This window comes from Pseudoalteromonas sp. NZS127_1, assembly GCF_015864295.1.
Taxonomy (GTDB): Bacteria; Pseudomonadota; Gammaproteobacteria; order Enterobacterales; family Alteromonadaceae; genus Pseudoalteromonas; species Pseudoalteromonas arctica.
This window is the reverse complement of record NZ_JADYXO010000003.1, coordinates 175,686-189,366: the sequence shown is the minus strand read 5'-3', so window position 1 is coordinate 189,366 and position 13,681 is coordinate 175,686. Positions and strand designations below refer to the sequence as shown.

Genomic DNA, 13,681 nt, shown 5'->3' with positions numbered 1-13,681 from the left:
AGACTAAAGGCTGATTGATAAATCAGCCTTTTTTTTGCATTAATGGGCGTTAAGCCTAGATTAAACTCTTTTTTTAGCTACGCTTATTCTATGCGCTAAAGCGCACACTTTTTGAGGATAAATGTATGCCTAGTCTACGTAGTTTTAGTATATTCCAACGTTTCTCGCTGCTCATAGCTATTGTTGTATTTGGGCTTATAGCGCTTAGTGTAGCCAGCCTAACTCACCAATATAGCTCTCTTAAAAACGAGCAGTACCTTAAAACACAAAATGTAGTAGAAACTGCGTACAGTATAATCGAGCACTTTTATGACCTTGAGCAAAATAATACTCTCACTCAACAACAAGCTCAATCGCAAGCACTTAATGCAATAAGAGCTCTGCGCTACGACAAAACCAATTACTTTTGGATTAACAATTACCAGCCAAAAATGGTTATGCATCCTATAAAACCTGCGCTTGAGGGAAAAGATTTAACCAATAATAAAGACCCTGACGGCAAAGCATTGTTTGTTGATATGGTTAATATAGTTAAACGCTCTGGCGAGGGATTTATTCCTTATAAATGGCCAAAACCAGGTAAAGAAAAACCAGTTGAAAAAATCGCATTTGTTAAAGGTTTTAATCAATGGCAATGGATTATTGGCTCAGGTGTTTATCTTGATTCAATTGACGAAGCATTTAGCGAGCAACGTAATCTAATAGTCGTCAGTGCAACAATTATGATTATTGCTGTTATTTTACTTAGCTACTTTATAGGCAAGAGCATTTTAATACCTACTCGTTTAGCAGCCGATATGATGAAAGATATTTCACAAGGTGAAGGCGATTTAACTCGTACATTAAATGAATCCGGTAACGATGAAATATCTGAACTATCACACTCATTTAATTTATTTGTTTTAAAAATGCGAGAGTCTCTTGTTCATGTATCACAAAGTGCAAACGATGTAAGCGAACATGCGCATACAGTTGATGATTCAAGTAGAACAAGCCACTCGTTTATTGAGCTTCAAAACGATAGCTCAACCCAAGTTGCAGCTGCCATGGAGCAAATGACTCACCAAATACATGATGTAAGCCGTAACGCCGAAGCCGCAGAGCAAGCAGCTAAAGATGCAGCACAAAACGCATCAACGGGTAAAAATGTGGTTGCGCAAACAATTACAGCAATAGAAACACTCTCAAGCAACATAGAAACAGTCAGTCGTGTAACAGAAGATTTAGCCAACGAGAGCCATAATATAGGCTCTGTACTTGATGTAATAAGAAGCATCTCGGAGCAAACAAACTTACTGGCATTAAATGCTGCCATTGAGGCTGCTCGCGCAGGAGAGCATGGCCGAGGATTTGCTGTTGTTGCAGATGAAGTAAGAACACTGGCCAGTCGTACAGGCCAAAGTACCGACGAAATTCAAACCATGATCACTAAACTTCAAGAAGGTGCAAAAGCAGCAGTAGAAGCAGTTAAATCAAGCCAAGCACTTTCAGTTTCTACCGTAGATCAGGCGTCATCAGCCAATACTTCACTTAATGAAATAGAACGACTTGTTTCAATTATTACCGAAATGAACAGCCAAATCGCACGCGCCACAGAGCAGCAAACTCAAGCTGCCGACGAGGTTAATTTGCGTATTAATGAGCTATCTCAATCAACTGAGCAATCATTAAATAATACTAAACAGCTTACCGATGCCAGTGATAATCTTAAACAAAGTAGCCAAGAGCTTTCGAGCGTAGTTAATCGTTTTAAATTAGATTAATCGATACCGTTCTCATAAAATGCAAAAAGCCCTGAATTAACAGGGCTTTTTTATTGCATGTAAGTTTTTAGCTTACAAACAGTAACGTGCAAACAAGCTGGTTACTGATGCAGCCGTTGGCTTGCCATGCTGCCAATCACCGCCTTCAACACCGCTTCCTGCAATGTCCATATGCACATAAGGCAAAGGTTGTGCAGAGTCGTTACCGTGCTTATCAAGCCCACCAACAATAGCCATAAACGCCATAGGGAACTGATGTCCACGCGCAGTAACAGCAGATGCTGCGTTATTGCTAGATAAAACATCGTCAGCTAGCGTGCGTGGTTTAATAAAGTCGTAATCTTCACGGCGAGAACGCGATACTTCAGCGCCATCGGCCCACAAATCTCCAAGGTCAGCTATTTGACGTGAAACACCAGCGCTACGAGCTGGACCATTTTCAACATACGCACCGTAAGGGCCCATTGCACGTGCCGCGTGACCCGTTAATGTAGCTACAGTAAATAACGTTGGGTTTATTTCGCCTTTAGCTAAATCTTTCATTTCGCTAAGCAGGTCACCCATTGCTAAGCGCCCTTCTGCATCGGTATTACCAATGCGTACACGGATACCTTCGCGGCTAGTAATAATTTCATCTGGCACAAAACAATCAGAACCAATAGAGTTACGAACAACAGCCAAGTACGATACTACTTTAACGCCTTTAGGCTGATAATCCGCAACAGCTTTCATAAAGCCCGCAACAGAAGCTGCGCCGCCTTTATCACGGCTCATGCCTGCCATATGGCCACCTACTTTTAAATCTGCACCCCCTGTATCGTATACAAGACCCTTACCTACAAACATAAGTGTACGAGTAATTTCGCCCTCTGGTACATATTCAAGCTTAACAACACGTGGGTGATGGCGCTCAACTGCATACGATGCACGAGCAACAGTGCTTAGCATTGGGTAGTTTTTATCAATAGCTGCAATATCATCAATTACGTCAACTGCAATGCTTGAGCCTTTAAATAAATCAACGCAGTAATCAGCAAAACGTGGTGGAGCCATACGCTCAGGTTCGGTGCCACACAAGTCACGCGCGGCATATTGGCCTGCAGCAATTGCATTAACAGCTTTGATTGTTTGCTCGCTTGCGCCAACTAAACCAATTTGAGTAATAGGTTCAATACTTTCACCGTGATATTCACGCGCTTCTAATGGCTGCCATAAGGCTTGGCAAGCGCCTAAATAAGCAACTTCTAAAGCATGCTGATAACGGCTATCGCCATTTAAATTTGGTAAAAATAATGCAGGATTAACACTACCCGACGCTTTTGCTTCGTTAATTGCTAATTTAGCAGCATCAAAATAACGGCGAACATCGTCGTAATCTCTATTTAACGGACCCGTTGGCGCAAGTACAACGCGTTTGTTTTCAATCACTAATAAAGTAACTTGTTTACCAATACGAGAATCAACTTTTGCTTGGTCTAAAATAGCATCACGTAATGAGTTATTTGGTAATAGAGAAAAGTCATCACTAATAATAATAAGCGCATCATGAGATGTGCATTCAAGGCTTGCACTAACCGCTTGAGGGTATGCCATAAATAAAGTCCTGTTAGAAAACATAAGCCCCTATTATCGTCGATTTAAATATTGAAGACCAGCAAGGTGCGATGAGCTAATTATACAACTTGCCAATAAATGGCAACTTGGGGTTACAGGCTTTATAGCTTAATCGAGAATACTCAGTTGGAAGTTTTGTTCTGGCTCGCTTTTAATGCCAACGCCTATGCCAAGTAATCTTACAGGTTGTTGTAGCCCTCGTTGATAGGCCTTAGTAAGGAGTTGAATAAATATTTCTGTGTTTAGCTCGTGGTATGCCTGATCGGCTGAGGTTACTACAAAATTTGCAAACTTCACTTTAACACTCAGCTTATTAATACGGTTTTGTAATTGCTGTTTATTAAGCCTTAAAACTAATTCGTCTAACAATTTTGGCAGCTCATCTAAGCACTCTTGCAAACTTGTTTTGTTGTATTCGTAGGTATGTTCAACACTCAGCGACTTTCTGATGCGATCTGTTGATACTTTACCAACATATTCACCTGCACATTTTTGATAAAGCGACACACCAAAATTACCCACATGTTGCTGCATCCAGTTAACGCCTTTTTCACGTACATCCTTGCCGGTATATAAGCCTTTTAAATTTAGCTTTTCGAGCGTTACTTTACCCACCCCCGGAATTTTCCCCAGCGGTAATTGCGCTAAAAAATCATCGACCTCATGAGGCAAAACGACAAATTGACCATTCGGTTTTTTTTCGTCGCTGGCTATTTTGGCAATAAATTTAATCGGTGCAATACCAGCTGATGCAGTGAGCCCTGTGGCATTGTAAATATCGGCTCTTATTTGCTGTGCAATAAGTGTGGCACTGCCTTTACAAGCGGTGCTGTCTGTTACATCTAGGTAGGCTTCGTCTAAAGAAAGAGGTTCAACTAAATCTGTGTAGCGGCTAAATACTTCACGTATTTGATTTGAAGCTTCTTTGTATACAGCCATGCGCCCAGGAACAATAACTAAATCGGGGCATAATTGTTTAGCATGATAGTTCGACATAGCCGATCGCACGCCATATTCTCTCGCTATATAGTTAGCGGTTGAGAGCACGCCTCGTCGGCTATTGCCTCCAATAGCAAGCGGTACACATGCAAGTTTTGGATTATCTCGCATTTCTACTGCTGCATGGTAAAACTACAGGGTAAAAAGTGTAAGTTCATGGAACTTAACAACTCAAGCTATTGAATTTAAATTATTTTTAAATTTAAATAAGCTTACAGTATTCACTTACATTAATTTCAGATAAAAACTTACAATTATATCGTAGTTTAGCGTCTAAATTAATTGAAAAGGAATATGTACTAAGTAAGCCATCAATAAGACTTAGTAGTCTCTTTATGCAAAATACAGTCATATGTCTCTTGCTGTAAATAGCTACTCAATCCCTGATCCTATTAAATATTTAGTAATATTGAAACTTAGCGCTATGTGTTGCACAAGACCAGCATAGTTATATGACTGTTCTTACAGCATAAAGAAATGCCTAGAGTTATTAGCTTTGGGGGAACTTAGATACGACTAACCGAGCTTAAAATAGCCATACAAAATCCTAAAAGAGTTCCCCTGTACTATCAAATAATGAACATTTAATAACTTTATATACCTGCTTTCTCAATATCTAATTTGCATTTTTTCCATGAAGCAATATGATCCAAGTTGAATTTATCGATTCCTTTGACGTATAAGGGCTCAAATTTTAGCTTGTTTATTACTTTCAAACTAATGATTGATGGATTGAAAGCCAACGTAAAAAGCTGCTGCATAATACCTTCGTATTTATCAACCAAATTAGATATTTTCTCTCTTCCTAGCTTCCATTCGAAGATAAAGTTTTCTTCGTCAACAGGGAGCATCATAGTAAGAACCCCTTGAGCAGCCGGGTGACTGAGTTGACAAAGCTCTGAATAACAATCGTAAAATTGAGAGCCGGCTTCCTCATCAGTTTTTCGAACGTAATATGAAGCAGTTTTCGCTTTGTGAGTTTGGGGAGCGTTCTCCTCGCTTTTTAATCTTCTAGCGTGCGTAAAGTGAATTAATTGATTTTCGAGTTCTTCACACAAAACAAGTTCTGCAGATTTGGCTCTTAATGCATTATCAATATGTTTTATGCTTTTTGATATGGTTGGCGCAAGGTTACCAATACTATGATAACTATCAGCCACCGATTCTATTAAACAACGAAATGAAGAAGCAAATGGCAGATATAATTGGCTTTCATAGGCAGACTTCATTCCCATTAACCACTCATAATTTCTCACTAAAGCTGAAAGTGAAGAAAAATTGGCTCTATATAGTATTTCTTTTATATATTGCGAGTTACCATTCAAGGGCTCTTTAAGCATAAGAGCTTCAAACTCACTTTGACCCATAAAGGTATATTTGTAATTTTCTAATTCAAAGAGCAGCTCCCCAATTAATTTGAGATACTGTGCTTCATTCTTGCCTATTAGGTTTTCGAAAGAGTTATACATAGTGTTTATCCATACTGTACTTTTAATAGCGTTAATTACACCTCATAACACTTCTCTAAGCTGTGCTTGTCAACGCTATAAATTTAAATGACGAACACTTCCCGATTTCCATAGTTGGTGGTCACTATCCTTGTCCGTTATAACACTATCTTCTGGCAATACATTATAATAACCACTGGTATATGTTTTAATAAGTCGACCGTTAACTCTATTGAATTTAAAGTTCGCAAGTGTTACTAGAAACCGCATAAACTGTAGCCAGTTAAATAGCTGGCTGGTATGCTATTTACGTCAAAGCCGCTCGGTAATTAGACCGACACAATCCCCAGGTAATCACACTAGTACAGATTATTCATCAGAAATTTTAGAAGAGGCTCTCTGGCTTCACCGACTATGTCAAAAGCACCTTTGTTAGTTACAACTAAAGATACATTTTGGTGCTGGTAGAAAAAAGATACTTTCGCCTTTTTGAATAAATAATCTTGATTTGGGAACTTATTATTAAGAGCTTCTAAAATATTCTTTCTGGATTTAATTTGAATATCAGCAAAGTTGTTTTCATCAATCTTCAAATTCCCAACAGAAATATTATTGATTTTCACATTTGATATAGTGTCATATTCGTTCAAGTAGTGTAATAATTTGTCGATCTTGAGTTGAAGTACACTAATGAACACGGGAGTAGATAATGTACGCTCTAAGTTGTCAATAAAACTATTTATGCTTCTTGGGGCTGCAACAACCTCAATCAAATATTTATTTTCTTGCAACTGCACTACCGCGAAATCGAAATTTATTATGCTTATTTGTTCGTTTTCAATTTCCGTACCATCAGGAAGAGCGAATTTTTCTATTCTAGTTACTTTTTCTGTGTAAGAAGCTTCTATAAAACTGTTCTCAACTGAAAACACTTCAAAACCAAAATTTTGTTCTTCAGAAAACGACCTTTTACCTATGCTCTGAATCAGTTCTGAAAGTTCCAATTCAACTGAAAAATTTATCCATCTTGATTTCATTTGCAGTTACTCCGTTACTTTTTTAAGCGCTTCATGCGCGGCTAATTCAACCTTTTGTGTAAGATTTCTTTCTTGACTGCTACTCAATGCTTTCCTTGCTTTCTGGTACTCACCTGCGCCCTTATACGTATAAAAGCCACGCACTAAATAAGAGAAATAGTCTTTTAATTCAGCATCAGAAAATTGAGCTTCAAACTCGAATAAGTCATCGTCTATCTTTGAATCAAGTTTAGAGCGCCACACAATTTTTGATATATAAAACCCCTTCTCGTATAGCTCCATTAGTTCCTCAGATTTGAGAACATTCTGTCCTTTTAAAGATGCTTTAGATATGTGCGTTCCTAACTCTATATCCCCTTGTTCTTCGGTTTCCGAATCATCTGAAGATACAAGTTCGGTCTCTTCAATGGGGTGATATACGTAGACATCTGTTACATCTACTAACTTAAAACCTGTAATACCATTAATTAGCTCTGTAAAGAATTTGGTAATCAATGTGTGGTTTGATATGTGCGTCAAATTTATGTTACTTGCTACAACTTCTTCTTCAAGTTCAGTTTCAAGTTTAGTGATGTATAAGGCTTTCCATTCTTCAACAGTTTTGTTCGACGGATGACGAATTACTAAATCACTTTCGTTATCCTCAATAGATATTACAGCTTCCTTGTTTGTCACCTGTTTAAATTCTGAGTTACTGTAATCAAACTCTCTGTACCGCACTTTAATATTGATTCCATTGCCATCTGATTTTTCAATGGTACATGTAGCTCCGTGATGCTCTATTTCTGCAACTAACTCGGCTGCGGCAGTTTCAATAACTTCTTTTTCAATGTGTCTACTAATGGTAGTGCTTGTATTCTTTTCGCGCCTAGTATTTGTGCCTAGAATGCCCGCAAGAGTTTTGTAGTCACCGTAGGAATGTGGGAAAAGAGAAAAATATTTAGCCAGCTTTTCTCGCTTCGTTGAATCAGAAATTATTATTCCTCGGCTAAGAAAAAGGTCTTTGATTTCACTATTTTTTAGTTTTGACTGATTAACTGCATCAAACATCGCTTTATCACTTACACTGTATAGACTTCCTTTCATTTTAGCTTCTCCAACCTACATCAATATCACTCAATAGTTCTTTGTACTGTGTTACAGTTTCAAAGTTATTTTCAATTTCTTTTAACCGCTTTTTCTTGTGTTCATCATAGCCCCACGCCGTTGCATATGATGATACTGCATTCTTAAACGTACTGGTGATATCCTTATGTTTTTCGAATGACGTGCACCTGATTTTAATTGAACAAGAACTATCTAGCATTTGGTGTCTGGAAATAGTGTCTAGCAGATATATGAACTCTTCTTGGGTTTCACCTCTGCCATGATAATAAATTATAAATCCTGCTGGTTCTTTTAATTCGGAATTATGTGTGACTTCATCATGTCCAATTATTAAAACAGGAGATGACAGCATTTCAATTGTTGCTGCTCTTTGATACTTATCATAGTGAGTCTTATGCAGGAACAATTCTGGATAATAGAACCAATGTTTATTTTCGTAAATTGGTGGAAGCTTTTGTTTTGCTGCTAAAGCGTTTAAATCGTTTACAATGGTGTTTAAATAACAAATCTGAGATGGCTCAATAATGTGAAGTAGCTGGTTTCTCTTTAGAGCAATGCTTGAAGTATTTATAACTCGTTTATTACTAGGATCTGATTTTTTTTTGATAAAAAATCGGTCATAAAAGTTTCTGTCGAACTGTCCATCGTGGTTATAAGTAAATAGCAGCGCCCTAATGTCTGCAGGCTCGCTAAAATTTGCGAACCGATTCTGCCACTCTTTGCTCATTCTTGCGCACTCAATAGTTTTGGCTAAAGACTTTAAAGCTGTTCTGACGTTACTTTCAGTAATTGAACCTTCTTTATAACTCTTGAGATCTGTATTGAATAAAACTCGCTTATTTGTATAGGGATCAAGGTAGTGAAAAACTACATCTACAGGATGCGTATGGCTTTTTGCATTATTTGACTTTGCATGCTCGGGGGGCTTCAAACACTCAAAGTTAGAGTTAAAAAGAGCTATAGTTTCCCATTTGAAAAATGAAAGTAAATTTTGAGAAACCAGCTCGGCCATTTTTCCGATGTTTTCCGTTTCAGCCATTTTATTTATCCTTAAAAGTTAGATGCATACGTTCGCACGATAATCTAATGTACTCCAAATTTAGGTCATATTAAATATCAAAGCTTTAAACTTTAGAAATTAAAAAGCGTTTATTTGTTTTAACTAAATCGTTATGTGCACTGTGAGTATATGTCTGGCTCGTCTTTGTCCAAAAACAAGTAAAGTGAATGTCCGTCCCTCGCTCACATCTGAACTTCTTAAAGGTGCCAATTGGGTCATTGGCAACACTTGCCTAGGAGGCTAAAATTAGCGACGAAGGAGCGTAACCAGTTGTTTTAGGTCCTTTGGTCAAGGCACTTGTTATTTGTAAAATAAAGGCGGCGCGCCAGCCTAACTGATTACGCACCTAAGCATTACAGCTTGGCTAGTATAATTGATGCTACTAGTGTCAACGCGAACGCAACAGCTGGTACGAATGCCACAGACAAAGCTGTAAACAATACACCAAAAGCACCTAACCGAAGATGCAAGCTTGCTGAACCCGCCAAAGTAGGTTTTGTCATAGACTCACTCCTTTAACAATGCCTCAGCCTCATGTTGGATCGGGAAAGAGACGGTTCAGACTTTGCTACCATATTTAGGTTTAAAACCGGTCATGCTTTGGTGGTAGCAACCCGACCGGACGGTTGTTGGGAAGAGTATGACTCTACTCCCAAGCATTCTTTAAACATAACGCCACTAAAACGGGGGGAAGAGCAATGTTCCGTTTGAAGTGCTTGTTAGCGCGTCTACTTTTTGGGTAACCCTTTAAATGTATTCTCAACCCATGCGTCAAACTTACTTCCTTTGTCAAAGCTAAGTACATCATACATTTCAGGGTTTGTATCTTTAAACCCTGCTTTGAATTGTTCAAGGTTAAACTCTTCTATATTTTTCTCACGCTTAACTCTAAGAAATAGTTTAGTGGTATCTTTAGGTCTAAATCCGATATCTTTTTTGCCTAAGCTGATTACTTTTCCATTTTTAGTAATATCCAACGCTTGAGCAGCTCGAACAGCTTCTTCTTTAACTTTGAAAACTTTATCGTGTAAAGCCAATCTAGTTATAACATCTCGGGATTTTTGACAATCATACTTTTTTAGTTCTTCTAACGCTGAGAGTCTAGCTTTCCAATCATGTTTACAATTGGCATTTTTAACAAGGTCATCGATATTAATTGGCGTTTCCATAATTAGTGACATTGACTTTCCTTAAGTGATGAATGATACATAGTGGACGACGTGCTAACAGCTTTATCAGAGGACACTCCCCCTACTTTAGCGCGAAAACATCCTCATTTTATTAATAGCATCTAGTGTAACTTATTGCCAGCTATAAATATTATACTTACTAAAGCTTGTTTAAACATGTGTAAATAGGAAAATTTTCTCTTAGTAATAGTTAGCTTATTACAGCTAATCATGACTTATCGTTCACAGCCGAACTTCGCAAAAGTGCCAAAAGCAGAAGTTCAAGAAATTGAAGTATAATAAAAGCTAAACGCTATAAACATAGGTTTAACTATTATTATAACTCTTGGTAAAAGCTGGGAAGTCCAGTTAACCCCCGAAGATTTTGAGTAATTAATTCTGCTCTTTCTAAAGAAAGGTATATTATGACTATCACATCGGTAAAACCAATCAACTCAAAACAAGGCTTAGAAAAGGCACTCAAACGTGTAGATGAGCTGTGGGACGTTGCGGAACCTAACACTCCTGACGGAGAAGAGCTTGTTATGCTTACGCAATTAATCGAAGATTACGAGTTAGCAAACATTGTTGCTCAAAGGGTAGTTCAAGAAGAAATAGAAGTTAATATAGACGATTTATAAGGGTCTTGTTATCGCTTACAGTCCATCTCTGCCACGCTGTTGTTGCACAATTAGTAATATGCAGATTGTGCATATTACTTAATTTCAGCTTATCGCTCTTTGCCGAAGTTCGGCTCAGTGCCAGTTGCGGACCTTCAAGGTGTGAATCTGTAACTCTGTTGGGTGACGCCTTCGGCTTAACCAACCTACCTTTTGACGTTACTGTACGGGGTAGGTCGGATAAGTGGCGAAGCCACGCCATCCGACAAAAATGATGAGTTTACTAGAAACAGCCCGACTTACCGCGTTTAGCTGCGTTTTAAAATTGGCAATACTTCTGCTGTTTCAGAATCTAACATTTCCAAAACGCTTTCAAAATCATGTATAGGTGACCAACCTAATTTCTCACGTGCGGACGATGAATCATATACGCGATCTAAGCATTGAGGTAATTGCCAATTTCTTTGTTTAAATGCTAGCGCGATTTCTGGGCACTTACGCTTGATGACAGATCCAGCTTCAGTATATAAAGCTTCGCAATCAGAAAGATGAAAAGGTGTTGTACCTGAAATTATAAAACGATTAAAACCGTTTAAACGTTTTTCCACAGCACATAAATGAGCACTTGCTACATCTCGAGCATCAATACCACGAGTCAGACGAAATACCGCCATTAAATCCGCAGCCTCAGGAAAACATCTCGACATTTGCAGCACAGTCACTGGAAGCTGAAACAGGTTTGAAATTTCTTTTAGCTTAGTTTCAGCATCAATTTTACTTTTATGGTAAATCGACTTAGGTTGCGGAGTAACCTCCTCATTAATCCAACCTGAAATACCTTTCGGAGTCGAAGCATAACCGTACAACGCAGTTGTACTGGTAAAAACAAAGTGCTTAATACCTGCTTTTACGCCAGACAAAGCCAGTTTCTCAGTCGCGTCTACGTTGATAGATTTAAACTCAGAATCAGGCACTAAACCAACATGAGGAGCATGAAGAGCCGCTGTATGAATGATGACATCAATATTTTCAAGAACCCCATCAATCAGAGCACTATCACGAATATCACCAATGTAATCGGCTGTTGAACAAGGTGTTTTATCAATACCGACTACGTTATGTGTTCGCATTAATTTAATATAGATCGCACGCCCTACTCTACCCGCAGAGCCTGTTACCAATATTCTCATTTACAGCACCTTCTTAATGATTTACCTCAAAGCAGCTAACAATTTAATAGTGTGCAAATAGCGTATTTATTTGCTATTGCTAGCTCATCTCTACATAGTTTTAACAAATTACCTAAGATATTACTAAGTTTTCTAAAGTTTTTATGTAAAGTTAAATGAAACAATATACGCGCGCCGCTCATTACCTCCAATTAATGAGCAAACAACATTGACCAATCTGTTAACTATTATATTTAGTCAATCGCAATGACTGGTTTTCGCTCTAGGCGGACTTCGCCAAAGTGCCAACAGCAGACATTGGTAACGTCTTACTAAACCGGCAAAATAGCAGGCTAGAATTAGCGACGAAGGAGCAAAAGCCTGCTATTTTGCGTCCCTTGGTTAAAGTGTATGTTAGCTTCGTTTTGAATGCTTCTCATTGTGTACTATAAATCGTGCTCTTTCATAAAGCTCATCGTAAGTCACTAACTCAACATTTCTAGAGTCCCTTCGGAATAGCTCTAAAGTCTTTTCTTTAATACGCTTAATACCAACTGGATCATCGTTCAGCTGAGACCAACACCCCATTATTAAAATTGTTTTTGAATCGTAAGAGCGTTGTGTAATTTCTTCATAATCGTCACCAATTAACTCTTTATTGGTTTCAACTTTTATTTGGCCACTAGCTTTTTGTTCTAGTATTTGAGAAAAAGCATCTATAAGACTGTTAGATAAACTCCAACAATTTGATCTGTTTTTAGATTTATTAAAAAGATCAGTTGTTGGTAACTTTAACTCCACAAAGGTAGTGAATTTTTTATCCCCCAATAGAAAGTCGGCTATAACTTCCTCTTTACCAGCGGCATTAGAAGTCGAAGCATGGAACTCCTTTTGAAGAATACCTTGAAAGCGATAATCTAATCCGTAGCCAAATATCCATTCGTTAGATTGAAAAAAATGCTGCCATGCTGTTTCATCTTTTGTGTTGGGAGCGCCAATTTGAATTTTATATTGAGCTAATCCACCTCTATATAACAATGATTCAAACAATTCTAGTTGGTGCTTTCTATACCCTGTGTTTACAAGGTCTTGGTTGGTTATTAAGCCTTTATCCAGTAATTCATAAACTACATCACTTCCATCATCACCTGACAGTAATGTAGCTATTTTAGCTTTGGTTTCAGAATCTAATACACTTAATTCATCGTCTGCTAGAGATATACGACGTTTAGTTACATCTTTAAAATCTAACTCTTTGATAAATTCTAAGAAGCAAGTAAGTTGTTCTAAATTGAATTTCGATAATTTTACTCGCTCTTTTTCTTTATTTGAAACAAGTTTAATTATTTCAAATCCCTCAATATCGTCTTTTTCTTTAAGGTAAACAACTTTCAAGCAAGTTCTTGCCGCTAATTTAATATGAGTTTCATCCTCATCCGAAAAGACAACTTGAAAAAAGCGACCATCTCCAAATTCATGGTTATACAAGTGTTCCAATTTAGAGTTTAAAATCACGTCCTCACCAGTTAATGAGGGCGGTGTAAAATCGTTCATATTGACTCCATTCTATTATGAAACGCTTAAGAAGCTAACGAGGCTGCAGAATAACTTCAACAGCCAAATTCAATTAAAAAACGAGCTCCTGTAATTAACTCTAAGCGTTTTTAAAGCATTAGGTAATACATTTGGAACCCA

10 protein-coding genes and 1 pseudogene are annotated in these 13,681 nt (G+C 37.9%); 2 read left to right on the top strand and 9 right to left on the bottom strand.

What is annotated here, in order from left to right; all coding sequences use genetic code 11:
* Positions 1-125 precede the first annotated feature (125 nt).
* Positions 126-1,763 (top strand): methyl-accepting chemotaxis protein, encoded by a 1,638-nt coding sequence (locus tag I6F50_RS05210; RefSeq protein ID WP_007581540.1) that lies wholly within the window; start codon positions 126-128, stop codon positions 1,761-1,763.
* 72 nt (positions 1,764-1,835) lie between these two features.
* Here I6F50_RS05210 and I6F50_RS05205 read toward each other — a convergent pair whose 3' ends face one another.
* From I6F50_RS05205 to I6F50_RS05175, 7 genes and pseudogenes are all read right to left on the bottom strand, one after another.
* Entirely contained in the window at positions 1,836-3,356 is a 1,521-nt protein-coding gene (locus I6F50_RS05205) for a leucyl aminopeptidase family protein (RefSeq protein ID WP_197112398.1), read from the bottom strand.
* A gap of 129 nt (positions 3,357-3,485) precedes the next feature.
* Positions 3,486-4,514, bottom strand: a pseudogene (gene dinB / locus I6F50_RS05200) (DNA polymerase IV).
* A gap of 455 nt (positions 4,515-4,969) precedes the next feature.
* On the bottom strand, positions 4,970-5,845 hold the full coding sequence (locus I6F50_RS05195; RefSeq protein WP_197175486.1) for a hypothetical protein: 876 nt from the start codon (positions 5,843-5,845) through the stop codon (positions 4,970-4,972).
* A 338-nt stretch (positions 5,846-6,183) separates the two neighbouring features.
* On the bottom strand, positions 6,184-6,861 hold the full coding sequence (locus I6F50_RS05190) for a hypothetical protein (RefSeq protein ID WP_096042173.1): 678 nt from the start codon (positions 6,859-6,861) through the stop codon (positions 6,184-6,186).
* Between the two features lie 6 nt (positions 6,862-6,867).
* Positions 6,868-7,947 (bottom strand): hypothetical protein, encoded by a 1,080-nt coding sequence (locus I6F50_RS05185; RefSeq protein ID WP_197175484.1) that lies wholly within the window; start codon positions 7,945-7,947, stop codon positions 6,868-6,870.
* Position 7,948: 1 nt separating this feature from the next.
* Positions 7,949-9,007: a hypothetical protein gene (locus tag I6F50_RS05180; RefSeq protein WP_197175482.1), complete on the bottom strand. Its 1,059-nt coding sequence runs from the start codon at positions 9,005-9,007 to the stop codon at positions 7,949-7,951.
* Positions 9,008-9,756: 749 nt separating this feature from the next.
* Complete coding sequence (locus I6F50_RS05175; RefSeq protein ID WP_197175480.1) at positions 9,757-10,209, bottom strand: HEAT repeat domain-containing protein; 453 nt, start codon at positions 10,207-10,209, stop codon at positions 9,757-9,759.
* A 413-nt stretch (positions 10,210-10,622) separates the two neighbouring features.
* Here I6F50_RS05175 and I6F50_RS05170 point away from each other — a divergent pair, with 413 nt between their 5' ends.
* A complete protein-coding gene (locus I6F50_RS05170) occupies positions 10,623-10,838 on the top strand; it encodes a hypothetical protein (protein WP_197108702.1) in 216 nt (71 codons plus the stop codon).
* Positions 10,839-11,125: 287 nt separating this feature from the next.
* Here I6F50_RS05170 and I6F50_RS05165 read toward each other — a convergent pair whose 3' ends face one another.
* Both I6F50_RS05165 and I6F50_RS05160 read right to left on the bottom strand, forming a co-directional pair.
* Positions 11,126-12,007 (bottom strand): NAD(P)-dependent oxidoreductase, encoded by an 882-nt coding sequence (locus tag I6F50_RS05165; protein WP_058372994.1) that lies wholly within the window; start codon positions 12,005-12,007, stop codon positions 11,126-11,128.
* Between the two features lie 393 nt (positions 12,008-12,400).
* Positions 12,401-13,540: a Shedu immune nuclease family protein gene (locus I6F50_RS05160; protein WP_197175478.1), complete on the bottom strand. Its 1,140-nt coding sequence runs from the start codon at positions 13,538-13,540 to the stop codon at positions 12,401-12,403.
* Positions 13,541-13,681: the final 141 nt, after the last annotated feature.